This window comes from Arsenicicoccus bolidensis DSM 15745, from assembly GCF_000426385.1.
In the GTDB taxonomy this organism is placed as follows: Bacteria; Actinomycetota; Actinomycetes; order Actinomycetales; family Dermatophilaceae; genus Arsenicicoccus; species Arsenicicoccus bolidensis.
Genome location: NZ_AUFG01000032.1, coordinates 19,735 through 42,557, shown reverse-complemented (window position 1 = coordinate 42,557; position 22,823 = coordinate 19,735). Strand labels below are relative to the sequence as shown.

Here is a 22,823-nt window from a genome sequence, read left to right as displayed (position 1 = left end):
GCTGTGGCGCGGCACCAGTGGCGGGGGGCCGTGCGGGTGTCCGGTCCCGGCCGCGTGCGTCGATGACCTGGGCACGATCCTGGGGCCCCGCGCCGCCAGGGAGCTGACCTGCGGCGCTGACGTGACCCCGGTCTGGCTGGACCCGGCCGGTCGGCCCTTGGACGTGGGGCGCACCACCCGCCTGGCCACCGCCCGGCAGCGTCGCGCCCTGGAGGTGCGTGACGGGGGGTGCAGCTTCCCCGGCTGCGACGCGCCCGCGTCGTGGTGCCAGGCCCACCACATCGTGCACTGGGCCGACGGCGGCCCGACCGACCTGGCCAACCTGGCCCTGGTGTGCGGGCACCACCACCGGTTCATCCACGCCCACCACATCACCGGGCGAGTCACCACCGACGGGTCCCGCGTCCAGTGGGACATCACCCACACCTGGACCGGCTGGCACCCCACCCCACCACCCGACATCGACCACAGCACCGGCCCCGAGAGCGACGCAGACGCCGCATCAAGCCCCGACGCTGGCCACCGCGACGGCTCGGGCTCAAGCCTGAACGCAGACAGCGGCGCCGGGCCCGACGCTGACGACCGCGTCAGTGCTGGCGCGGGTGCCGGCGGGAGCACGGGGACTGGGGCGGGCGCGAAGGGTGGCTCAGGTGCGGGCGCTCCCAGCGCAGGACGCGAACCTCCCGACGACGGACACGGGCAGCCACCACCAGGCGGGCAACCGTCACGCCCACCCGGCGACCCAGCCCCGCGCCCACCCGGCCACCACGCCCTCACCGCCTGACCCACCACGAAGCGACCCCCAACCGACCGACCGCCAGCCGACCCATCCACAGACACGTCCACCCGGACAGCCCGCCAGGCTGCCCGGGCAGACGCGCGTCGCCGGCGGTCGGCCAGGCGACGGGGGATGCCCGCACCTGCGAACTTTAGTCAACCTCTAGACAAAAGCCGGGCGACCTCATACGGTGAAGGCATGCGCACTGAAGCGGCCGTCATCCACGGCAAGGGCAAGATCAAGGTCACCCACGTCGAGCTGCCCCCCATCGGGCGCGACGAGATCCTCATGAAGGTCATGTCGGACAGCATCTGCATGTCGACGTACAAGGCCACCATCCTCGGCGAGGACCACAAGCGCGTCCCGCCGAACATCTCCGAGGTCCCCGTCATGGCCGGCCACGAGTTCGCCGGCGAGATCGTCGAGGTCGGCGCTGACTACGCGGACGACTACACGGTGGGTCAGCTCATCGCCATCCAGCCCGCCATGGGCCTGGAGAACGGCTACTCCAGCGGCTACTCCTACCCCTACTTCGGCGGGGACACGCACTACACGATCATCCCCAAGATCGCGATCGACAAGGGCTGCGTCCTCAACTACGACGGCACCTACTTCGCGAACGCCGGTCTGGCCGAGCCGATGTCGTGCATCATCGGCGGGTTCCACGCGCAGTACCACACCAAGCCGTTCGTCTACGAGCACTTCATGGGCCCGGTCAAGGGCGGCAAGATGGCCCTGCTCGGCTGTGCCGGCCCCATGGGCATCGGCGCGATCGAGTACGCCATCAACGGTCCCTACACCCCGTCGCTGCTCGTCGTCGTCGACATCGACCAGGCCCGCCTCGACCGCGTCGCCAGCCTGATCACCGTCGAGGACGCCAAGGCCAAGGGCGTCGACCTGCGCTACGTCAACACCACCGGTGGCGACCCCGTGCAGCTGCTGCGCGACATCACCCCCGAGGGCAAGGGCTACGACGACGTGTTCGTCTACGCCCCGGTCAAGGCGCTCGTCGAGCTGGGCGACCAGATCCTCGGGTTCGACGGCTGCCTCAACTTCTTCGCCGGCCCGACCGACAAGAAGTTCGTCGCGGACTTCAACTTCTACAACGTGCACTACGAGGCCACGCACATCGTCGGCACCTCCGGCGGCTCCACCGGCGACATGATCGAGTCCCTCGAGATGTCCGCCCGCGGCGACCTCAACCCGTCGTTCATGGTCACCCACATCGGCGGCCTGGACTCCGTGCCCGAGACGGTCCTCAACTACCCCAACATCCCTGGTGGCAAGAAGCTCATCTACCCCTGGGTGCGCATGCCGCTGACCGCAATCGACGACTTCGCCGAGCTGGGCAGGGACGACGAGTTCTTTGCCGGCCTCGCCGAGATCTGCGGCCGCAACAACAACATCTGGAACGAGGAGGCCGAGAAGTTCCTCCTCGAGCACAAGACGGCGTCGACGGTCGAGTGACCTGCTGACCGAGCGGCCCCCTCCCGATCCTGGGAGGGGGCCGCTGCCGTATGCCGTCCGCCCGCCGTCTCGACGGGCCGGGCCTCAGCGCGACGTCGGGGCCAACGCGTCCAGCTGTGCAGCGACGTCGGCCTCGACGGTCCAGACGCGCGTCCCCACGTCACACCACGTGCTCGGTGCGCTCCCGTCGTGGGGATGGGCCTCGACCACCTCGCCGTCGATCCACACGTCGACCCCGTCACCGACCGGCCCCCCGACGGCGCCCGCCAGGCCGGTCAGCCGCCACTCCCCGACGCCTCCAGGCACGCGCACCACGCCCGCGTCCTCGATCGTGGCCGGTCGGCCTGCAGGGGCCACGCGTCCTGGCTCGGGCACCACCAACGACTCCACCGCGGGGTCGAGGCGACTGCGGAGCACGTCCCCCTCCACCGTGAGCCGACGAGGGAAGGTGAGGCACCCCGCCACGAGGTCGGCGTCCGGGTCGTCCGGGTCAGCGGGGATCCCGTCCTGTCGGACCCAGCCCATCAGCAGCGGCTCGGGCTCGTCGTGCAGGACCTGCGGTGCGTAGAGGACGTCCCCTGCATCCAGGTCCCCGCCGCTGCGGGCGGTGAACGCCGGACGGCCCTCCGCATCCGTGTCGAGATCGCCCACCAGCCAGACCGCGCGGTCGAGGATCGTCTCGTGCTGCAGGCTGAGCACGAGGGCCGTGCCACCTGCGGTCCTCACGAGCTGCGGGCACTCCCAGATGTCGGCCGGGGCGTGCTGTGCCGCAACGGGATCCGCGTGGGTGAGCCAGAGCCCGACGTAGGTCCACACGAGGATGTCGTCGCAGGAGTACAGCAGGACGGCGGGCGTGCCGTCGTCGAGACCGGCCCCCAGGAGCGCCCACCGGTGGCCGCCGTGGGTGAACACGAACGGGTCGCGCATGACCGCGATGCCGTCGACCTCGGGGGTCTCACCGACGACGATCGGCTCGGACCAGCGGTCCAGGTCGTCGTCGAGCGCCCACCGCAGGCACACGGTGCTCGCGAAGGTGTCGTCCACGACGCCTGAGTACGCCACGGCGGGGCGGTCCAGGCCGGGCACGAAGACGCCTGACCAGCAGCCGAACTCGTCGGGCCCGCCGGTGGTGGGGCCGAAGGCCACGGCGTGCTCGTCCCAGCGGGCCAGGTCGGTGCTGCTCGCGTGGCCCCACTCGATCCGGTCGTGCACCGCGGCGGCGGAGCTGTGCTGGTAGAACACGTGCCAGCGCCCGCCGTGGCGGGTCATCCCGTTGGGGTCGTTGAGCCAGCCGCGGCGGGGTCGCACGTGGTGCCGGGGCAGGGCGGGTTGGGGGACCGTCATGGGGACAGCCTGCCCGAGGACCGGACCCCTGCGCCTCCGCGGTCCGCGGGGGCGACGACGCTGCGGTGGCTTCGCGGGTGCGACACTGTGCGGCAGCGGGCGACCACGCGACGGGGCGGGGCGCCATACGGCCGGGGTCGTCCCGGGGGAGAGGTGCCTCATGGACCTGGTGACAGACGTCGACGTGCTGGTGGTGGGCTCGGGGTTCGGGGGATCGGTGGCGGCGCTGCGCCTGGCCGCCAAGGGCTATCGCGTGGAGGTGCTGGAGGCGGGGCGGCGGTTCGAGGACGAGGACTTCGCCAAGACCAGCTGGGACGTGCGCAACTTCCTGTGGGCACCGCGGCTGGGATGCTTCGGGGTGCAGCGGATCCACCGGCTGCCCGACGTGCTCGTGCTCGCCGGCGCGGGCGTCGGCGGTGGCTCGCTCAACTACGCGTGCACGCTCTACCGCCCGCACGGCCCCTTCTACAGCGACCGCCAGTGGGCGCACATCACCGACTGGGAGAGTGAGCTGTCGCCGCACTACGACGAGGCGACGCGGATGCTCGGGGTCGTCACCAACCCCTGCGACGGGCCGGTGGAGCGGCTGATGCTCGACGTCGCCCGCGAGATGGGGGTCGAGGAGAGCTATCGCAAGACGCCGGTGGGCGTCTACTTCGGCCGGCCGGGGGAGACGGTGGCCGACCCCTACTTCGGGGGCGAGGGGCCGGCGCGGACGGGCTGCACCGAGTGCGGCAGCTGCATGGTCGGCTGCCGGGTCGGCGCCAAGAACACCCTGGTCAAGAACTACCTCGCGCTCGCCGAGCGGCGCGGGGCCGTCATCCGGGACCGGCGGACCGTGACGCGGGTCCGGCCCATCGACCCGTCCCGCCCCGAGCGCGGCTACCGGGTCGAGCACGAGCGCACCGGCGCCTGGGTGGGCCGCGACCGTCGCGAGACGACGGCGACGTATGTCGTGATGGCGGCCGGCGCCTTCGGGACGAGCCGCCTGCTCCACCGGCTGCGGCACACCGGCGACCTGCCGCGGCTGTCACCGGCCCTCGGTCGGCTCACGCGCACCAACTCCGAGATGATCGGCGGGGCCGGCACCCGTCGCGTGCCGGCGGGCATGGACCTGACCAAGGGCGTCGCCATCACCTCGTCCTTCCACCCGGACCAGGACACCCACGTCGAGAACTGCCGCTACGGCGTCGGGTCCAACCTCATGGGTGGGCTGACCGCGCTGCTCGTGCCCGGCGGCGGGCGGGTGCCGCGGTTCGTGCGCTACCTCGGCGAGGTGGCCCGCGACCCGGTCGGCGCCGCCCGGTCCCTGTGGCTGCGGCGGTGGAGCGAGCGCACGGTCATCGGCCTGGTGATGCAGAGCCGCGACAACTCGCTGACGACCAGCTATCGGCGGGGGCTGCTGGGCGGGCACTCGATGACGAGCGAGCAGGGGCACGGCGAGCCCAACCCCACCTGGATCCCGGCCGGCCACGCGGCGCTGCGATCCATCGCCCGCCACCTCCAGGGGGTGACGGGGATCCCGGCCGACGCACGGGGCAGCGTCGGCGAGGTCGTCGACATGCCGATGACGGCGCACTACCTCGGCGGCGCCGTGATCTCGGACGACCCTGAGACGGGTGTGGTCGACCCCTACCAGCGCGTGTGGGGCTACCCGGGCATCTCGGTGCTCGACGGCGCCGCGGTCAGCGCCAACCTCGGCGTCAACCCCTCGCTGACGATCACCGCCCAGGCCGAGCGGGCGACCTCGCTGTGGCCGCGCCGCGGCGAGGAGGACCCGCGGCCGGCGCAGGGCGAGGCCTACCGGCGACTGGACGTTCCGGCCCCGGTCGCGAGCGAGCCGAGCCGCTAGGAGCGAGCCGCCAGCCGCCAGCCGCCAGCCGACCGCCACAGCAGAGACCCGCTCCCCATCTCGCCCGGTGGGAGCGGGTCGGCGGTGCGGGCGCGCGTGTGGCACCCTTGCCGTGGGTCAAGAGCAGCGACCGATCACCTCGAGGAGGTCGCTCGGCACCCGGTTCCGCGCCGGTGCCACTCGAGGGCAGACCCGGCCGCGCGGCCTCCGCCGACGCGGTCACGCGGGCCTCGATCGAGGTCCACCCGATCGAGGAGGTCGATCCCGTTGCCGGTCACCGTTCCCCGCGCCCTGCCGGCGCGCCGCACGCTCGAGTCCGAGAACGTCTTCGTCATGTCGACCGAGCGCGCCGGCCACCAGGACATCCGCCCGCTGCGCATCGCGATCGTCAACCTCATGCCGACCAAGATCGTCACGGAGACCCAGATCCTGCGGCTGCTGGCCAACTCGCCGCTGCAGGTCGAGATCACCTTCGTGCGGATGTGCTCCCACGAGTCCCGCAACACCTCGACCGAGCACCTCGACACCTTCTACCGCACGTTCGACGAGATCCGTGACGAGCGCTACGACGGCCTCGTCATCACGGGGGCGCCGGTCGAGAAGCTGCCCTTCGAGGCCGTGGACTACTGGGACGAGCTGTGCGAGATCCTGGACTGGAGCGCGGATCACGTCTACTCCACGATGCACGTCTGCTGGGGCGCCCAGGCGGGGCTCTACCGGCACTACGGGATCGGCAAGATGGAGCTGCCGGACAAGATGTTCGGCGTGTTCGAGCACCGCGTCCTGGACCCGCGCGCCCGCATCGTCAGCGGCTACGACGAGACGTTCACCGCGCCGCACTCCCGGCATACGGGCACGCCCCTGGAGGAGGTGCAGGCGCACCCCAAGCTGCAGGTGCTGGCCACCTCCGAGACCGCGGGGCTCTATCTGGCGCAGTCGCGCGACGGGCGGCAGCTGTTCGTGACCGGTCACCCGGAGTACGAGGCCGACACCCTGTCCCTGGAGTATCACCGCGACGCGTCCAAGGGGCTGCCGATCGACGTCCCCGTGGGCTACTTCCCGGACGACGACCCGACGCAGCCGCCGCGGGTCACCTGGCGCAGCCACGCCTTCCTGCTCTACGCCAACTGGCTCAACTACTACGTCTACCAGCGCACGCCGTTCGACCTGGCCGAGATGCGGCGCGCGGCCCGGAGCGCCGACACCTACGTCATCTGAGCGGTCGCAGCGGTCGCGCTCCCAGGCGCGTCGTCAGGTGCTCCACGGTGCGGCGCAGCGCGTCCTCGGCCGCCTCGTCGCTGCCGCGCCACAGGTGGTCTGCGCCGGGCTCCAGGACCAGCTCGACCTCGACGCCGACGGCCTCGAGCGCCTCGGCGAGCCGGGTGCTCTGGGCGCAGGGGACCAGCCGGTCGGCCTCGCCGTGGACCACCAGGTATGCCGGAGCGCCGGCGTGCACGTGGGTCACCGCCCCCGCCTCGGCCGCCGCGTCCGGCCGCTCGCTGATGGCGCCACCCAGCAGCAGGGCCTCGCGGCTGTCGGTGGCGGCAGGGTCGGCGCCGAGGTCGCCGGGCAGGCCCACCAGGTCGGTGGGGGCATACCACGCGACGACGGTCGCCACGGCCGACGCGACCCCGGTGACCCCGACGGTGCCCTCGAGCGGCGCGTCGGCGTCGAGCGTCCCGGTCACGCCGAGCAAGGCCGCGAGGTGGCCGCCCGCCGACTCGCCCCACGCCCCGATGCGGTCGGGGTCGATCCCGAGCTCGCCGGAGCGGTGCCGCAGCCAGCGCACCGCGGCCTTGGCGTCGTGCAGCTGCGCCGGCCAGGTCGCCTCGCCGCTGAGCCGGTAGTCCGCGCTCGCCACCGCGACCCCCGCCGCGGCCATCCGCTCGAAGGGGCTGACGACTCCTGAGAACGCCGGACCCGCCGAGCGGCGGCTGCCGAGGCGCCACCCGCCGCCGTGCAGGAACACGACCGCAGGGCAGCCCCGCACGTCGGCGATCGAACCAGGACGGGCACCAGCACGTGCACCAGCACGCGCATCAGGCGGTGGACTGGGCTGCGGCGCAGGGAGATACAGGTCCAGCTCGAGGGGGCGGACGCCGTCCAGCGAGGCATAGGGGATGCCCCGCAGCACGCGGACGCCGGCTGCGGTGACGGTGGCCTCGAGCAGCGGGCCTGCTTCCGCCGTCGGTGCGGAGGGCTCCGGTGAGGGCGCGGTCGGCATACGGCTCAGGCCCGAGACCAGTCGAACCCGGGCAGGAAGTCCATGTGGAACTGCTGCGCCGCCGCGCCCATCCGCGGCCCGTCGGGCACGAACGGCGGGGTGTCGGCCGTGGGGTCGTCGACCTTGGTGCCCATGGTCTGGAAGAAGCGCTCGAAGCCGCCGCTGGACACCCCCATGAGGCGGGTGGGCTCCTCGATCCGGTAGGCGTGCTCGGCCCCGGCCGGCACGAACGCGAAGTCACCGGTGCCGAGCAGGCGCGAGACCTGGTCGCCGTCGGGCATCTGCACGTAGAGGCGGATCGCGCCCTCCAGGACGTAGAAGGTCTCGTGGGTCTGGTCGTGCGCGTGCGTCGGGATGATCTCCCCGGGCGGGCAGGTGGAGGTGAAGACCCCGAACTGCCCCTCCGTCTCGTCACCGCTGAGCAGCACGGAGAAGGTGTCGACGAAGAGCTTGGCGTGCTCGCCCTGACCGGCCTCGAGGAAGAACGGGTGGGGGCGACCCGGCAGGACCCCCTCCCAGGCGGGGCGGCCGGAGGGATCGGCGAGGTACTCGAAGGTCATGAGGGGCTCCGCTCGTCACGGCGCCGGCGTCGCGGCGCAGGGGTGCGCTCACCCTAGTGCGACCCGCGTCGTCGTGCCGGGTGGTCTGACGGGAGGGGCTGCGGGGGTATGACGAGAGCCCGGGGCCACCCGGGGTCGCCGTCAGGCGGCCGTCGAGCGGCCCACCGAGAAGTAGTGCGAGAGAACGGAGCACGCCATGTCCGAGCAGCGACCCGAGGACCAGCGCCTCACCGGCGACGACGCCGAGCAGGCCACCGGCGGCAGCGACGGGACCACGAGCCTCGACGAGCTCAACGACGCGGGCGCGGGTGCCGGCGCTGACCAGGAGGGCTCGACCTTCGAGCCGGAGGAAGACGACTGACCCGATCCACCAGCCGGTGGGTCACTCCTGACGGGCGGCGTCAGCCCTTGTCGGCGCCGCTCGTCAGGCCCTCGGTGAGCCAGCGCTCCGCGATGCCGTAGAGCACGATCACGGGGATCGTCAGCAGGACCGAGCCGGCCATCAGCACCGTCTTGGGCACCTCGACGCCGTTGGAGAGCTGGGACAGGCCGAGCGAGACGGTCCACAGGTCCCGCTTGGCGGCGAGGAACAGCAGGGCGAAGAGGAACTCGTTCCACGCGATCATGAAGATGTAGAGCCCGGTCGACATGATCGACGGCATGGCGAGGGGCAGCACGACCTTGGTGATGGTCTGGAAGCGGTTGGCCCCGTCGAGGGTCGCCGCCTCCTCGATGGTGGCGGGGATGGTCTCGAAGTAGTTGCGCAGCATGTAGATCGACACCGGGACGGTCTGCGCGACGTAGACGAGCATGAGGCCCGGGAGCGACTGGTAGAGGCCGAGCTTGGCGAACGCGATGACCAGCGGGATCGCCAGGACGATCGACGGGAACAGGTAGACGGAGAGGAACAGCGCGCCCACCTGGCGGCGACCCTTGAAGGCGAGGCGGCTGACGGCATACGCGCCGGGGATCGCCACGACCAGGGTGAGGGCCACGGTCACGAGGGACACGACCGCGGAGTTGCGCATGAGCTGCGCGAAGCCCTGGCCCTCCTCCTCGACGGGTGCGAGGACGTTGGTGTAGGTCTCGGTCGTGACCGTCGACCACTCCGGCAGGAGCCGGCCGGGGTTCTGCAGCAGGGAGTCGATGGGCGTGAAGCTCAGCATCACCATGTAGTAGAAGGGGAACACGGTGATGACCAGGAGGAAGGCGATGGTCAGCCAGCGCAGGACGCGCAGGACCGAGGTCTCGACGGCGTAGCGGTTCATGTCAGTCCTCGTGTTCCTGGTGCCGGGCCATGAAGCGCAGGTAGATGATCAGGAAGACCGCCATCACCAGGGACAGCACGACGGCCTGGGCGGCGGCGCCGCCGGCGTCGAAGCGCCCGGTGAGGTAGTCGTAGACCCGGACGGCCGCGACGTCGGTGCCGGCGGTCCCACCGGTCAGCAGGTAGACGTCGTCGAACTTGTTGAAGGTCATGATGACGCGCAGCACCGACAGCAGGGCCACGACCGACATGAGCTGCGGCAGCAGGACGTGCCAGAAGTGCTGCGTGGGGGTGGCCCCGTCCACGAGCGCCGCCTCGTCGATCTCGCGGGGCACCGCCGTGAGCCGCGCCATGATGAACATGAACGCGAACGGGAAGTAGCGCCAGATCTCGAACGCGATCACCGTCATCAGCGCGAACGGCTCCCGGCCGAGGAAGTCGAGCGGCCCGTCCCACCCGAGCAGCTTCTGCCCGTAGACGTTGACGATGCCGTACTGCGTGTCCAGCATCATCTGCCACACGAACGCGACGGCGACCACGGGTGCGACGTACGGCAGGAGCATGAGCGCGCGGACGACGCCGCGCCCCGGGAACCGGTTGCGCAGCGCCAGCGCGGCGATCAGCCCCAGGACGATCGACCCGGCGGTCGAGCCGACGGAGTAGACGACCGTCGTCCACATCGACTCCAGGAAGCCCGCGCTGGTGAGGACGCGCCGGAAGTTCTCCAGCGTGTAGGGCCCGTCGATGCCGGCGCGCCGGATCTGCAGGAAGGACAGCTTCTGGAAGGCGAGGACGACGTTCCACAGCACCGGGATGACGACGATGGCGACGACCACGATCACGGTGGGGGACACGAGCAGCCAGCCGTCGCGGTTGTCGCGAGCGGCGGCCGACCAGCGCCGGCCCGTCTGGCCGGTCTGTCCCGTCTGGCCGGAGGACCCGGGCGTCGGCGTCGGCGTGGTGGCGGAGGTGCTCATCAGTTGAGGTCCTTCCGGATGTCGTCCACCGCGGTGGCGGCCTGCTCGGCGGCCTGACGGGCGTCGAGGCTGCCGGACGCGATGCCGGCCACGGCCTTGGGGATCGGCAGCTCGGAGGTGACCGCGCCCAGGAGGATGCCCCGGCCCTGGGCGATGCCCCAGCGGTCGATGGTGCTCGCCGAGCTGCGGATGGAGGCCAGCACGTCGGGGGGATAGACCTCCGCCAGCGGCTTCTTGGTATCGACCCCGGCGGGGAGCTTCGCCCAGGCGTCGACGTACGCCGTGGACCCCTTGGTGGGGCCGGGGCGGGTCGGGAACTTGCCCTCGGGCGCGACGCCCAGCCAGGCCTGGTAGCCGTCGGTCATGACGTGCTCGATCAGCCGGCCGCCCTGGTCGACGTCCGAGCCACGCATGAGCGCCCAGCCCGCCACCTCGCCGAAGGAGCCCTTGCCGGTGCCGTCCGGGCCGCGGACCGCCGTCACGACGCCGCTGTTGCGCGCGAGGAAGGTCGGGTCGTCCTTGCACTCGGGGCACGTGGGCAGGGCGTCCTCGCGCAGGCCCGCCATCTCGTCCAGCAGGTAGGCCGACCACAGGACCATGGCGGACTCGCCGGCGAAGTAGGACGCCCGGGTCGTGTCGACGTCCTGCTTGGTCTGCGGGGAGTAGTTGCGGACCAGGTCGGCGTAGAGGTCCCACGTGCGCTGGCAGCGCTGGTCGCCCAGGGTCACCGCGCCGGCGTCGTCGACCAGCTGGCAGGAGTTGCCGAGCGCCAGCGTCTCGAAGCTCTGTGAGGTGAACGGGTCGGCCGGGTCGGTGGCCAGGGTGATGCCCGTCTTGCCCTCGGCGGTCAGGGCCTTGGCGGCGGCCGTCAGGTCGGCATACGTCGTGGGGGGCTTGAGCCCCTTGGCCTTGAAGAGGTCCTTGCGGTAGACGAGGATCTGCGACCACGAGTCCGAGGGGACCGCGAGGACCTTGCCGTCCTGCGTCTCCAGGTCCAGCATCGCCGGGCTGAAGGTGTCGCGGCCCAGCCGGTCCACGACCTTGGTCGTCGCGTCCCGGTCCACGAGCCGGGCTGGTCGATCTGGCGCACCGACCCGAGCCCGAGCGAGGCCACGACGTCGGGCAGGGTGCCGGACTGCGCGGCGCTCGCGATCAGCTGGGGGAACTGCGCCTCGTCGATGCCCACCAGCTCGGTCTGGATGCCGGTCTTGGTGGTGAAGGCCTCCATGATCTTGCGCTGGGCCCCCATACGGTCCGGCTGGGAGTCCAGCGTCCACACGGTGAGGCGACCGTCCTTGACCCCCAGGGGGGCGTTGGGGTCGCCCCCGTCGCCGCACGCGGCGAGAGCGAGACAGGTGACGCTCGCGGTGATCGCGGCGGTCATCCTCCTGACGAGCCTGTGCGGCGTCATCGCCACTCCCTCGCTGGTGGGGGTCGGATCGGGACCTGCGTCATTGAAGCACCGGTGAGGAACCTTCGACGGGTTCGTCACCCGATCGATTCATTCGAGCCGGGGCGGTGGGGCTCGTCAGGGCGCCGTCGGCCTGCGACGCTGGGGGCATGCGACAGGGGTGGGAGCATGACCATGGGGCACGGCTGCGGACCCGCGCGGCGCTGGGGCTGCGCGAGCGGATCGCCGGCACGGACGCGGACCGTCGGGCCGACCAGATCTGGGGGGAGGTGGGGGAGCGGTGGTTCGGACCCGACGACGCGATCTGGCAGGTCCACGCCGACACCAGCATGTTCAGCGGCGGGCTGCGCGCCCTGCTGCTGCAGTCCCTCCACCCCTCGGCCATGGCCGGGGTGGCCGAGCACAGCGGCTACAAGGGCGACCCGTGGGGTCGGCTGCAGCGGACCAGTCACTACATCGCCATCACGACCTATGGCACGGTCCGGCACGCCGAGGCCACCATCGGGGCGATCCGCCACCTGCACGGACGCGTCGTCGGGACGGCCCCCGACGGCCGGCCGTATGCCGCGAACGACCCCCACCTGCTGCGGTGGGTGCACGCCGCGGAGGCCGAGAGCTTCCTCGCCACGCACCAGGCGTTCGGCGCCCGGCCGCTCACGCGGGAGCAGCTCGACGAGTACGTCGCCCAGACGGCGCAGGTCTCCTCGCGGCTCGGCGTCGACCTGGCGGCCCTGCCCCAGACGTATGACGAGCTGATGCAGACCATCGAGTCCTACCGTGCGGAGCTGGTGACGACCCCGGCCGCGACCGAGGCGGCGCGCTTCCTGCTGCTGACGCCGCCGATCGACCGCGTGGCCCGGCTGGGCTACTGGACCCTCGCCGCGGGGGCGATCTCGACGCTGCCGCCGTGGTCGCGACGGATGCTCGGGCTCTCCGTCCTCCCGGACCAGATGACGGCGGGGCTCGACCGGGCCGTGGGCCGTCCGCTGGGGCGCGCCGCCACCGCCACCACCCGGTGGCTGATGTCGGACCCGGCCGTCGCCAACGAGTCACGGTCGCGTGCTGCCCTCGCCGCGGGTCAGCGGCCAGAGGCGAAATCCCCCACGGGACAAGTACACCCGTCTGGCGCTACCCCCAGCCAGGGTGCAGGGGCAGGATCGGACAATCCCCCCTAATCGGGCGGTCCCCACCCCCATCCCCGCAGGAGCCCATCGTGACCACACAACGTCGTGTCCTGGCCGCCGCTCTCGGTGCCTCGACGGTCCTGGCCGGACTCGCCGCAGCCACCCCCGCCTCCGCCGACCAGGACGGACCCGCTCGCTCGGTCCTGGTGCTCGCCGAGAACGGCACTCAGGACGGTGCCGTCCGCGCCGCCATCACCCGCGCCGGAGGCACCGTGACCTCCGTCGACTCGGCCATCGGCCTCTACTCCGTCACCACCACCAAGACCCGTTTCACCGCCGACGTGCGCGACTCCGCAGCGGTGGACACCGCGGCCGCCGACCGCGTCGTCGGCTTCAGCCGCAAGCCGGCCAAGGCCTCCACGTCGGACATCGAGCGGCTGCGCGCCGAGCGCGCCCAGGGTCGCGGCAAGAAGGCCCCGGCACCCAACGTCAACACCAACGGCGAGCCGCTCGCTCCCCTGCAGTGGGACATGCGGATGATCCACACCGCGGAGGCGCACCGCATCGCCACCGGTCGCGGCGTCCGCGTCGGCGTGATCGACACCGGCGTCGACGCGTCCCACCCGGACATCCGCCCCAACTTCGACTTCGCCCTGTCGCGCAACTTCACCCGCGACATGCCCGACATCGACGGCGCCTGCTCGACCGACCCTGACGGCTCCTGCGACGACCCGGCCACCGTCGACGAGGGCGGCCACGGCACCCACGTCGCCAGCACGATCGCCTCCCCGGTCAACGGCCAGGGCATCGCCGGCGTCGCTCCCGAGGCCAGCATCGTCAACCTGCGGGCCGGGCAGGACTCGGGCTACTTCTTCCTCGAGCCGACGGTCAAGGCGCTGACCTACGCCGGCAACAACGGCATCGACGTGGTGAACATGAGCTACTACATCGACCCGTGGGCGTTCAACTGCGCCAACAACCCGGCCGACTCCGCCGAGGAGCAGGCCCAGCAGCGTCTGACGATCGAGGCCACCAACCGAGCCCTGCGCTACGCCCGCGGCAAGGGCGTCACGCTGATCGCCGCCGCCGGCAACTCCGCCACCGACCTGGACAACCCCACGGTGGACGACTCCTCCCCGGACTACCCGGAGGGCGCGGCCAAGACGCGCCAGATCGACAACTCCTGCCTCGACCTGCCGACCGAGGGTGACCACGTCCTCACCGTCACGTCCGTGGGGCCGACCACGCGCAAGGCCTACTACTCCAGCTATGGCCTCACGTCCGTGGACGTCGCGGCTCCCGGCGGCGACATCCGCGACTACTACGGCACACCTCAGTACCGCAAGCCCGGCAACGTCATCCTCGCCGCCATGCCCAAGGCCGTCGGCATCGCCGAGGGCGACATCGACCCGGTGACGGGCGAGCCCACCAACGACTTCGTCATCAAGCAGGGCGACGGCTACTACACCTACCTGCAGGGCACCTCGATGGCCGCGCCGCACGCCACCGGCGTCGCCGCGCTCATCGTCGACCGTTGGGGACACCGTGACCCGCGCCAGGGCGGCAAGGCGCTGACCCCCAACCAGACCGAGAAGATCCTGATGCGCACCGCCACCGACCACGCCTGCCCGAACCCGGCCACCATGGTCTACCCCGGCGTCTCCGCCGCCTACACGGCGACCTGCACGGGCACCACCGAGTTCAACAGCTTCTACGGCGACGGCATCGTGGACGCCCTGAAGGCGGTCACCAAGAAGCACTGACCCGCTGAGCTGCACGACTGAGCTGCACGGACGTGGGCGCCCGTCTCCCGGATCCCGGGGGGCGGGCGCCCACGCCGTGATGGGCGGCCAGGTGGCGTGGCTGGGATGATGGGAGGCATGCCCGAGACGACACCGCCGTCCCTCCGCCCCGCCACCCTGCCCGTCGAGGGACTGCCTCCCGGCTGGACGCTGCGGGTCCCCGACGAGCGCGACGTCCAACGGCTCGCCTGGCTGCGCGCCGCCGTCACGGACCGGGCGGTCCCCGGCGCGACGGCGGACGTCCGCACCGTGCTGCACGAGATCACCGGCGTCGCCTCCTGGACGCGGCGGCAGGCGGTGGCCGTCGACCCAGCAGGCGTGGTCCGAGGCTGGGCAGCGGCCCACGACCGAGCCGCCGGTCGCGTCCTCGCGCACGTCACGGTCGAGCCGGGCCTGGACGAGCAATTCGGCGCGGGCGCCGAGGGCAACGAGGGCGTCGAGCCCCAGGACGCCAAGGACATCGAGGGTGCGGTGGCCCGCGCCCTGCTCGACCGCGTCGAGGAGGCGGCCCGCGCGATCGCCCACCTGCGACGCCTGGGCTCCACCCAGATCGACATGGGCTCGTATGCCGGTGACGAGCGCCAGGCGGGGTGGCTGCGAGGCGCCGGCTTCCGGCATACGCGCACCTGGCTGCAGATGACCCGGCCGGTCGACCCCGAGGCCGACCACCCGGCCACCCTCCCCGTCCCCCGGGACGGGGTCAGGGTGAGGCGAGTCCGGCTGCACACCAACGGACTTCCCGTCGCCGAGGACATCCAGATCATCCACGAGATGCTGGAGGAGTCCTTCGCGGACCACTTCAACAGCTATCGCGAGAGCTTCCCCGAGTTCGTGCAGCGCCTGCAGGAGGACCCCGGTCACCGCTGGGACTCGTGGTGGCTGGCCGAGGTGCGCGACGACAGGGAGGGCGGGGCAGGCTGGCTGCCAGGCGGCGCCCTCGTCGGCACGGTGGTCGCCCCGGACCGGGACGGCGTGCAGGGCAGCTACGTCGACTACATCGGCGTGCACCGCCGGGCTCGCGGCCGCGGCGTGGCCAAGGCGTTGCTGCGCACGGTGATCGGCGACGCGGCGCTGCAGGGCCGCAACCGGGTCGGGCTCGAGGTCGACGACGACTCGCCCACCGGCGCGGACGCGCTCTATCGCTCACTGGGCTGGGAGACCGCCTATCGCACCTGCTCCTGGCACCGCGACGTCGACGCGGGCGAGCACCGCTGAGCCCGAAGCGGGCTCAGCGGTGTGCCAGCCGATCCGTCGAGCTCACCGCGCGCGGGCCGGCTCTCGCGCGTGTCCTGAGGCGTCGTGGACAGTCGTATGCCGGACGCCTTCCGCACCCCGGGCGTCGGCACTGACACGATGACGCCATGAAGGCCCTGCTGCTCGAGAACGTCCACCCCCTCGCCACGACCATCCTGACCGAGGCGGGCATCGAGGTCGACCACCGTCCCGGAGCCCTGGACGAGGCCGAGCTCGTCGAGGCGCTGCGCGGCGTGCAGCTGCTCGGCATACGGTCCAAGACCGAGGTCACCCCCGCGGTCGTCGAGGCCGCGGACGACCTGCTGGCCATCGGCGCCTTCTGCATCGGCACCAACCAGATCGCGCTGGCCCCGGCCGCCGAGCGCGGCATCCCGGCCTTCAACGCGCCGTACTCCAACACCCGGTCGGTGGTCGAGCTGGCCCTCGCCGAGATCATCGTCATGGCGCGCCGGCTGACCGAGAAGGACAAGGCGCTGCACGAGGGCGTGTGGCGCAAGGACGCCAAGGGCTCGCACGAGATCCGCGGGCGTCGCCTCGGCATCGTCGGCTACGGCAACATCGGCTCGCAGCTGTCCGTGGTCGCCGAGATGCTCGGCATGGAGGTCTACTTCTACGACATCCAGGACCGCCTCGCGCTGGGCAACGCCCGCCGCTGCAGCAGCCTGGAGGAGCTGCTCGACATCGCGGAGGCCGTGACCCTGCACGTCGACGGGCGCGACGGCAACGCGGGGTTCTTCGGCCGCGAGCAGTTCGAGCGCATGCGCCCCCGGTCGCTCTTCCTCAACCTCTCGCGCGGCTTCCTCGTCGACTACGAGGCGCTGCGGGACAGCCTGCAGTCGGGGCACATCGCCGGCGCCTCCGTCGACGTCTTCCCCGTCGAGCCCAAGAAGTCCGGCGATCCGTTCAGCTCGCCCCTGCAGGGCCTGCCCAACACGGTGCTCACGCCCCACGTCGGCGGGTCCACCGAGGAGGCGCAGGAGGACATCGGACGGTTCGTGGCGGGCAAGCTGCGGGACTTCGTGGCCTACGGCACGACCACCCTGTCGGTCAACCTGCCGGCGCTCACCCTGCAGCACGTCCCCGGGGACCACCGCCTCACGCACTTCCACACCAACACCCCCGGCGTCCTGGCCAAGGTCAACCAGATCCTGGCCTCGCACGGCGTCAACATCGGCGGCCAGCTCCTCGGCACGCAGGGCCACGTGGGCTATGTCGTCACCGACGTGGACTCGCCCCTCAACGAGGGCGCCCTCGCCGAGCTGCACGACCTGCCGGAGACCATCCGGCTGCGCGTCGTCGACTGACCTCGTCAGACGTCGCGGCGCGCCGTGTCAGACTTGGCGCACCCGCGGCACCGACGCAGGCGGGCCGGCAGCACCACCGTGAGCAGGAGACGTGCATGACCCAGCTGTTCCGCCGACGCGCGATCGTCGCCGTCGCCACCGCGAGCGTCCTCGCCCTGTCGGCGTGCAACGCCGGCTCCTCCACGACGGGCTCGAGCGGCAGCGCCTCCGGCCAGGCCGGCGCGGGCAGCAAGGACGTCGCCATCGGTCTGGTGCTCGAGCCCACGAGCATGGACTTCACGAAGTCGGACGGGGCGGCCATCGCGCAGGCGCTGCTCGGCAACGTCTACGAGGGCCTGGTCAAGGTCGACGAGAAGGGCGCTGTCCAGCCGGCGCTCGCCAAGAGCTGGACCATCAGCCCCGACCGCAAGACGTACACCTTCGACCTCGTGGAGGGGGCGAAGTTCAGCAACGGCGCCCCGCTCACCGCCGACGACGTGGTGTTCTCGATCAACCGGGTCAAGTCCGACTGGGCCGTCTCGGTCAAGAAGTCCATGGACGTCGTGAGCGAGGCCAAGGCCGTGTCGCCGACCAAGGTGCAGGTCACGCTCGCCCGCCCCAGCAACTCCTGGCTCTACGCGATGACCACCCGCATCGGCGCGGTCTTCAGCCGCACCGGGGTCGCGGACCTCGCGACCAAGCCTGTCGGCACCGGCCCCTACACCCTGGGCGAGTGGCGGCGCGGCGACTCGATCGTGCTGCGCCGCAACGACTCCTACCACGGCGCCAAGCCCTACTTCGAGCGGGTGACCCTGCGCTACATCAAGGACGCGGCGGCGCTGAGCAACGCGCTGCTGTCGGGGACCATCGACGTCATCGGCACGGTCCAGTCGCCGGAGTCCCTGCAGCAGTTCACGTCCAACGACAAGTACAAGGTGATCGAGGGCACGACCAACGGCGAGGTCATGCTCACGATGAACAGCTCACGCCCCCTGCTCAAGGACAAGGCCGTCCGTCAGGCCATCCGCCAGGCCATCGACCACAAGTCCCTCCTGCAGACCTGCTGGGCCGGTCACGGCACGCTCCTCGGGGCCATGGTCCCGCCGACCGACCCGTGGTACGAAGACCTCACGGGCGTCGCGCCGTTCGACCGCGCCAAGGCGACCCAGGCCCTCAAGGACACCGGCGCGGCCGGCAAGACGCTGCGGCTGCGGCTGCCCGCCGCGCCCTACGCCACGACCTGCGGCCAGGTGGTCAAGTCCGACCTCGAGCAGGCCGGGCTCAAGGTCTCGATCGACCAGGTGGACTTCCCGACCTGGCTCAGCGACGTGTTCAAGGGCGCGGACTACGACCTGACGATCGTCGCCCACGTCGAGCCGCGCGACATCGGGCGCATGTTCGGCAACCCGGACTACTACACGAAGTACGACAACAAGGCGGTCCAGGCCGAGCTCGCCGCGGCCGACGCCGGCACCGAGGCCCAGCAGGTCGAGCACATGAAGAAGGTCGCGCGCCTCACCGCCGAGGACGCCGCGTCGGACGTGCTCTTCCTCATGCCCAACCTCGTCGTCGCCGACAAGGACATCACCGGCCTGCCGACCAACGCGGTCGGCGAGACCCTCGACCTCGCGCACCTGTCGCGGTCCTGACCTCCGACCCCGACCCCCAGCCCATGCTCCTCGGACTGCTGCGCCGCGTCGGGACCTTCCTGGTGTCGCTGCTGGTCAGCAGCGTCCTCGTCTTCGGCTTCATGGTGCTGCTGCCGGGTGACCCCGCACGGGTGGCCCTCGGCACCAACGCGACCGAGGAGGCCGTGACCGCGCTTCGGCACGAGTTCGGGCTCGACCGGCCGCTGGTCGTGCAGTATGCCGAGTGGTTGCGGGGCCTCGTGACCGGCGACCTGGGCCAGTCCTACGTGTCCCGCGCCGACATCGCCCCGCAGGTCGCCGACCGCCTCCAGGTGTCCCTGCTGCTCGTCCTCGCCGCGATGGTGGTGGCCGTGCTGGTGGCCATACCGCTCGGCACGTTGACCGCGCTGCACCACCGACGACCCGCCGGGGTCGTGCTGGCGGCGCTGTCCCAGGTGGGGGTGGCCGTGCCGGCGTTCCTCGTGGGCGTGCTGCTCATCAGCTATGTCTCCGTGCAGCTGCGCTGGCTGCCCGCCAACGGGTGGACGCCGCCCGCGCAGGACCCCGCGATGTTCGTCAAGCAGCTGATCCTGCCCGCCCTCTCTCTGGGCATCGTGCAGGCCGCGGTGCTGGCGCGCTACGTGCGGTCCGCCATCCTCGACGTGCTGCACGAGGACTACCTGCGCACGGCCCGCGCCAAGGGGCTGCGTCCCGGGCCCGCGCTCGTGCGGCACGGCCTGCGCAACGCGTCGGTCCCCGTGATGACCGTCCTCGGCCTGCAGCTGGCGACGACGCTCATCGGGGCGGTCGTCGTGGAGCGGGTGTTCGTCATACCTGGGCTCGGGTCGCTGCTGCTGGACAGCGTCGGCAACCGAGACCTCGTCGTGGTCCAGGACGTCGTCATGGTGCTGGTCGTGGCGGTCCTGCTGATCAACCTGCTGGTCGACGTGCTCTACCTGGTGCTCGACCCCCGCCTGCGGACGGGGGCGCGATGAGCAGCGGGCCCCCAGCATCCCCCGCCGCCCACCGTGCCCACGGTGCCCGTGGTGGTCGTCGGGTCGACGCGTCGCTGGTCGTCGGCACCGTCCTGGTCGGGCTGGTCGTCGTGACGGCGCTGGTCAGCTTCGTCTGGACCCCGCACCCGCCCGGCCTCACCGACGGGTCCGTGGCGCTGCGCGGCCCGATGGCCGGCTATCCGCTCGGCACCGACCGGCTGGGCCAGGACGAGCTGTCGCGGCTGATGGTGGGCGCACGCACCACCCTGCTGGTGGGCATCGTCGCGGTCGGGCTGGCCGCCGTCGTGGGGGTGCCGCTCGGCGTGCTCGCGGGCATGCGCGGCGGCCTGGTGGGCCGGCTGGTGATGCGGGCCAACGACCTGCTGCTGGCGTTCCCCGCGCTCCTGCTGGCGATCATGCTGGCGGCCGTGCGCGGCGGCTCGACCACGGTGGCGATGGTCGCGATCGGCATCGCGTCGATCCCCACCTTCGCGCGGGTGACGCGCTCGGGCGTGCTGTCGATCATGCAGCGCGAGTACGTCATGGCCGCCCGGTCCGCCGGCCGCACCCCCCTCGGGATCGCGGTGCACCACGTGCTGCCCGGCGTCGCCAACCTCGTCATCGTGCAGTCGTCCGTGGCCTTCGGCATGGCGATCCTCGCCGAGGCCGGCCTGTCCTACCTCGGGGTCGGGACGCCGCCCGACGTGCCGAGCTGGGGGCGCATGCTCTACGACAGCCAGGCCACCTTGTGGCAGACGCCGCGCCTGGCCTGGATCCCCGGGCTCGCCATCGCCCTCGCGGTCCTCGGCTTCAACCTGCTGGGCGACGGCCTGCGCGACCTGCTCGACCCCACGCTGGAGGACCGCCGATGAGCGGCAACGTGCTCGAGATCAGCGGGCTCACCATCGACGCGGGGGACACCCGCCTGCTCGAGGACGTGTCGCTGACGATCGCACCGGGGGAGCGGGTGGGGCTGATCGGGGAGTCGGGCTCCGGCAAGTCGATCACCTCGCTGGCCATCATGGGCCTGCTGCCCCGCACCCTGCGGGCGAGCGGGTCGATCCGGCTCGCGGGCGTGCGGCACGACGTCGTGGGCGCGTCCGAGGAGGAGCTGTCGGCGGTCCGGGGCCGGGACGTCGCCATGGTCTTCCAGGAGCCGCTCACCGCCCTCAACCCCACGATGCGCGTCGGCGACCAGGTGGCCGAGGCCATGACCATCCACGGGACCCAGCCGTCGCGGGCGGCGGCCCGGGCCCGGGCCGCCGAGCTGCTCGAGGCCGTCCGGCTGCCTGATCCCGCGGACCTCGCCCGGGCCTATCCCCACCAGCTGTCCGGCGGCCAGCGCCAGCGGGTGGTCCTCGCCATCGCCCTGGCCAACGACCCCGCCCTGCTCATCTGCGACGAGCCCACGACCGCGCTCGACGTGACGGTGCAGGCGGAGGTGCTCGACCTCGTCGTGCGCGGCGTCGAGTCCCGTGATGCGGCGCTGCTGTTCATCACCCACGACCTGGCCGTCGTCGCGACCGTGTGCGAGTCCGTCGCCGTGATGTACGGCGGTCGCATCGTCGAGGCCGGCCCCGTCGAGCAGGTGTTCCGGCACCCGCGTCACCGCTACACCCAGGGCCTGCTCGCGGCGTCCGACCTCGCGGTCGATCCCGCCACCGGGCGGCTGCGGACCATCGCCGGGTCCGTGCCGCCCGCCGGAGAGCTCCCCGAGGGCTGCGTGTTCCGCACCCGCTGCTGGAAGGCCACGGACGCGTGCCGGGTCACGCCGCCGTGGACGACCGAGCCCGGCCCGCTGGGGGAGCGGGGCTTCGCCTGCCACCACCCCGCGCAGACGGAGATGTTCGTATGACGACCCCGGCCATCGCGGTGCACGACGTCACGCGGGACTACCCCCGGCCGCGTCGCCGGCTGCTCGAGCCCGCCCCCGTCATCCGGGCGCTGCGCGGCGTGAGCCTGGAGGTCGCGCCGGGCGAGAAGCTCGGCGTCGTGGGGGAGTCCGGATCGGGCAAGTCGACCCTGCTGCGCATCGTCGCCGGGCTCGACCGGGCCACGAGCGGCACCGTGGCCGTCGACGGGCGGGACGTCACGCGGGCGTCCGACCGTGAGCTGGCGTGGCTGCGGCACCGCCTGCAGGTGGTCTTCCAGGACCCGATGAGCTCGCTCGACCCGCGCCACCGGGTCGGGACCATCGTGGCCGAGCCGCTGCACGCGCTGGGGCTCGCGCGGACGGTCGACGTCGACGCGCGGGTCGGCGAGCTGCTGTCGTCGGTGGGGCTCTCGCCCGACGCCGCGCGGCGCTATCCCCACCAGTTCTCGGGAGGGCAGCGGCAGCGCATCGCGATCGCGCGGGCGCTCGCGCCGTCGCCCGGGATCCTGCTGGCCGACGAGCCGGTCTCGGCGCTCGACGTCTCGGTGCGCGCGCAGGTGCTGGGGGTCATCGACGACCTGGTCCGCGAGCTGTCGCTGACCCTGGTGTTCGTGTCGCACGACCTGTCCGTGGTGCGGCACGTGTGCGACCGGGTCGCGGTGATGCACGAGGGGCAGGTCGTCGAGAGCGGGCCGACGGCGCAGGTCTACGACGACCCGCAGCACGCCTACACCCAGCGCCTCGTCGCGGCCGTGCCGTCGGTGCGCCGCGCCCTCGCCGGCGTGACCGCCGCGGACCTCGCCGCCGGCAGACCTGCCTGAGGTAGTCACATCGACCTGGCCTGCCAACCCCGGCCGACGTGACTACCTCGGGTAGGCCCACCCCGGACGACGGGCGCCGGTGTGCGGTGGGCACGATGGAGGGGTCGCACGACGACGTGCCACACCACCTCGGGTCGCCACACCCCGGCGACCGCCCCCAGGA

General features: G+C 72.1%; 20 protein-coding genes. 14 read left to right on the top strand and 6 right to left on the bottom strand.

Annotation, left to right across the window (positions count from 1 at the left end; translation table 11 throughout):
* Positions 1-784, top strand: a 784-nt coding sequence (locus tag K313_RS24730) for an HNH endonuclease signature motif containing protein (RefSeq protein ID WP_276203040.1), incomplete at its 5' end; no start/stop codon positions are given.
* Between the two features lie 192 nt (positions 785-976).
* Positions 977-2,245, top strand: a complete 1,269-nt coding sequence (locus K313_RS0114990) for an alcohol dehydrogenase catalytic domain-containing protein (RefSeq protein WP_029212291.1) — start codon at positions 977-979, stop codon at positions 2,243-2,245.
* Positions 2,246-2,329: 84 nt separating this feature from the next.
* Here K313_RS0114990 and K313_RS21335 read toward each other — a convergent pair whose 3' ends face one another.
* On the bottom strand, positions 2,330-3,589 hold the full coding sequence (locus K313_RS21335) for a glycoside hydrolase family 32 protein (protein ID WP_029212290.1): 1,260 nt from the start codon (positions 3,587-3,589) through the stop codon (positions 2,330-2,332).
* Positions 3,590-3,749: 160 nt separating this feature from the next.
* On the opposite strand from K313_RS21335, the gene K313_RS0114980 reads away from it, so the two are divergent.
* Positions 3,750-5,441 carry a GMC family oxidoreductase gene (locus K313_RS0114980; protein WP_029212289.1) on the top strand — a complete coding sequence of 564 codons (1,692 nt, stop codon included), beginning with the start codon at positions 3,750-3,752 and terminating at the stop codon, positions 5,439-5,441.
* A 267-nt stretch (positions 5,442-5,708) separates the two neighbouring features.
* Positions 5,709-6,659: a homoserine O-acetyltransferase MetA gene (gene metA, locus K313_RS0114975; RefSeq protein ID WP_019287133.1), complete on the top strand. Its 951-nt coding sequence runs from the start codon at positions 5,709-5,711 to the stop codon at positions 6,657-6,659.
* Here metA and K313_RS0114970 read toward each other — a convergent pair.
* Positions 6,652-7,665 (bottom strand): alpha/beta hydrolase, encoded by a 1,014-nt coding sequence (locus tag K313_RS0114970; RefSeq protein ID WP_029212288.1) that lies wholly within the window; start codon positions 7,663-7,665, stop codon positions 6,652-6,654. The two genes, metA and K313_RS0114970, sit on opposite strands and share 8 nt — an antisense overlap.
* A 5-nt stretch (positions 7,666-7,670) precedes the next feature.
* Complete coding sequence (locus tag K313_RS0114965) at positions 7,671-8,225, bottom strand: quercetin 2,3-dioxygenase (protein WP_019287135.1); 555 nt, start codon at positions 8,223-8,225, stop codon at positions 7,671-7,673.
* A 196-nt stretch (positions 8,226-8,421) separates the two neighbouring features.
* Between K313_RS0114965 and K313_RS23655 the strand changes: the two genes are divergently transcribed.
* Positions 8,422-8,586: a hypothetical protein gene (locus K313_RS23655; RefSeq protein WP_019287136.1), complete on the top strand. Its 165-nt coding sequence runs from the start codon at positions 8,422-8,424 to the stop codon at positions 8,584-8,586.
* Between the two features lie 40 nt (positions 8,587-8,626).
* Here the strand turns inward: K313_RS23655 and K313_RS0114955 are convergent, their stop codons facing one another.
* The 3 genes from K313_RS0114955 to K313_RS21330 are packed head-to-tail and all read right to left on the bottom strand — an operon-like array spanning position 8,627 to position 11,746.
* Positions 8,627-9,493 (bottom strand): carbohydrate ABC transporter permease, encoded by an 867-nt coding sequence (locus K313_RS0114955; protein WP_019287137.1) that lies wholly within the window; start codon positions 9,491-9,493, stop codon positions 8,627-8,629.
* Between the two features lies 1 nt (position 9,494).
* Positions 9,495-10,469 carry a carbohydrate ABC transporter permease gene (locus K313_RS0114950; RefSeq protein WP_029212287.1) on the bottom strand — a complete coding sequence of 325 codons (975 nt, stop codon included), beginning with the start codon at positions 10,467-10,469 and terminating at the stop codon, positions 9,495-9,497.
* Complete coding sequence (locus K313_RS21330) at positions 10,469-11,746, bottom strand: ABC transporter substrate-binding protein (protein ID WP_338021334.1); 1,278 nt, start codon at positions 11,744-11,746, stop codon at positions 10,469-10,471. The genes K313_RS0114950 and K313_RS21330 overlap by 1 nt, the downstream gene beginning before the upstream one ends.
* 283 nt (positions 11,747-12,029) lie before the next feature.
* On the opposite strand from K313_RS21330, the gene K313_RS21325 reads away from it, so the two are divergent.
* The 9 genes from K313_RS21325 (at position 12,030) to K313_RS0114900 (ending at position 22,660) form a co-directional block, all read left to right on the top strand.
* Complete coding sequence (locus K313_RS21325) at positions 12,030-13,055, top strand: oxygenase MpaB family protein (protein WP_029212286.1); 1,026 nt, start codon at positions 12,030-12,032, stop codon at positions 13,053-13,055.
* A gap of 38 nt (positions 13,056-13,093) precedes the next feature.
* Complete coding sequence (locus tag K313_RS0114935) at positions 13,094-14,767, top strand: S8 family peptidase (RefSeq protein WP_029212285.1); 1,674 nt, start codon at positions 13,094-13,096, stop codon at positions 14,765-14,767.
* 117 nt (positions 14,768-14,884) lie between these two features.
* Complete coding sequence (locus K313_RS0114930; RefSeq protein WP_019287142.1) at positions 14,885-16,021, top strand: GNAT family N-acetyltransferase; 1,137 nt, start codon at positions 14,885-14,887, stop codon at positions 16,019-16,021.
* Positions 16,022-16,167: 146 nt separating this feature from the next.
* On the top strand, positions 16,168-17,364 hold the full coding sequence (gene serA / locus K313_RS0114925; RefSeq protein WP_019287145.1) for a phosphoglycerate dehydrogenase: 1,197 nt from the start codon (positions 16,168-16,170) through the stop codon (positions 17,362-17,364).
* A 95-nt stretch (positions 17,365-17,459) separates the two neighbouring features.
* Complete coding sequence (locus K313_RS0114920; protein WP_029212284.1) at positions 17,460-18,992, top strand: ABC transporter substrate-binding protein; 1,533 nt, start codon at positions 17,460-17,462, stop codon at positions 18,990-18,992.
* 23 nt (positions 18,993-19,015) lie between these two features.
* Positions 19,016-19,966: an ABC transporter permease gene (locus tag K313_RS0114915; RefSeq protein WP_029212283.1), complete on the top strand. Its 951-nt coding sequence runs from the start codon at positions 19,016-19,018 to the stop codon at positions 19,964-19,966.
* Positions 19,963-20,838, top strand: coding sequence for an ABC transporter permease (locus tag K313_RS0114910; protein ID WP_029212282.1), 876 nt, complete (start codon positions 19,963-19,965; stop codon positions 20,836-20,838). The genes K313_RS0114915 and K313_RS0114910 overlap by 4 nt, the downstream gene beginning before the upstream one ends.
* The gene (locus K313_RS0114905) at positions 20,835-21,821 is read left to right on the top strand and encodes an ABC transporter ATP-binding protein (RefSeq protein WP_029212281.1); all 987 of its coding nucleotides are present in this window, start codon (positions 20,835-20,837) and stop codon (positions 21,819-21,821) included. Before K313_RS0114910 ends, K313_RS0114905 begins: the two co-directional genes overlap by 4 nt.
* Positions 21,818-22,660, top strand: coding sequence for an ATP-binding cassette domain-containing protein (locus tag K313_RS0114900; protein WP_029212280.1), 843 nt, complete (start codon positions 21,818-21,820; stop codon positions 22,658-22,660). The genes K313_RS0114905 and K313_RS0114900 overlap by 4 nt, the downstream gene beginning before the upstream one ends.
* Positions 22,661-22,823: the final 163 nt, after the last annotated feature.

Bases quoted from the DNA above. Each gene is read 5' to 3' on its own strand.
- K313_RS0114990 (WP_029212291.1), top strand. From the start codon at position 977: ATGCGCACTGAAGCGGCCGTCATCCACGGCAAGGGCAAGATCAAGGTC.
- K313_RS21335 (WP_029212290.1), bottom strand. From the start codon at position 3,589: ATGACGGTCCCCCAACCCGCCCTGCCCCGGCACCACGTGCGACCCCGC.
- K313_RS0114980 (WP_029212289.1), top strand. From the start codon at position 3,750: ATGGACCTGGTGACAGACGTCGACGTGCTGGTGGTGGGCTCGGGGTTC.
- K313_RS0114970 (WP_029212288.1), bottom strand. From the start codon at position 7,665: ATGCCGACCGCGCCCTCACCGGAGCCCTCCGCACCGACGGCGGAAGCA.
- K313_RS0114965 (WP_019287135.1), bottom strand. From the start codon at position 8,225: ATGACCTTCGAGTACCTCGCCGATCCCTCCGGCCGCCCCGCCTGGGAG.
- K313_RS23655 (WP_019287136.1), top strand. From the start codon at position 8,422: ATGTCCGAGCAGCGACCCGAGGACCAGCGCCTCACCGGCGACGACGCC.
- K313_RS0114955 (WP_019287137.1), bottom strand. From the start codon at position 9,493: ATGAACCGCTACGCCGTCGAGACCTCGGTCCTGCGCGTCCTGCGCTGG.
- K313_RS0114950 (WP_029212287.1), bottom strand. From the start codon at position 10,469: ATGAGCACCTCCGCCACCACGCCGACGCCGACGCCCGGGTCCTCCGGC.
- K313_RS21325 (WP_029212286.1), top strand. From the start codon at position 12,030: ATGCGACAGGGGTGGGAGCATGACCATGGGGCACGGCTGCGGACCCGC.
- K313_RS0114930 (WP_019287142.1), top strand. From the start codon at position 14,885: ATGCCCGAGACGACACCGCCGTCCCTCCGCCCCGCCACCCTGCCCGTC.
- serA (WP_019287145.1), top strand. From the start codon at position 16,168: ATGAAGGCCCTGCTGCTCGAGAACGTCCACCCCCTCGCCACGACCATC.
- K313_RS0114920 (WP_029212284.1), top strand. From the start codon at position 17,460: ATGACCCAGCTGTTCCGCCGACGCGCGATCGTCGCCGTCGCCACCGCG.
- K313_RS0114915 (WP_029212283.1), top strand. From the start codon at position 19,016: ATGCTCCTCGGACTGCTGCGCCGCGTCGGGACCTTCCTGGTGTCGCTG.
- K313_RS0114910 (WP_029212282.1), top strand. From the start codon at position 19,963: ATGAGCAGCGGGCCCCCAGCATCCCCCGCCGCCCACCGTGCCCACGGT.
- K313_RS0114905 (WP_029212281.1), top strand. From the start codon at position 20,835: ATGAGCGGCAACGTGCTCGAGATCAGCGGGCTCACCATCGACGCGGGG.
- K313_RS0114900 (WP_029212280.1), top strand. From the start codon at position 21,818: ATGACGACCCCGGCCATCGCGGTGCACGACGTCACGCGGGACTACCCC.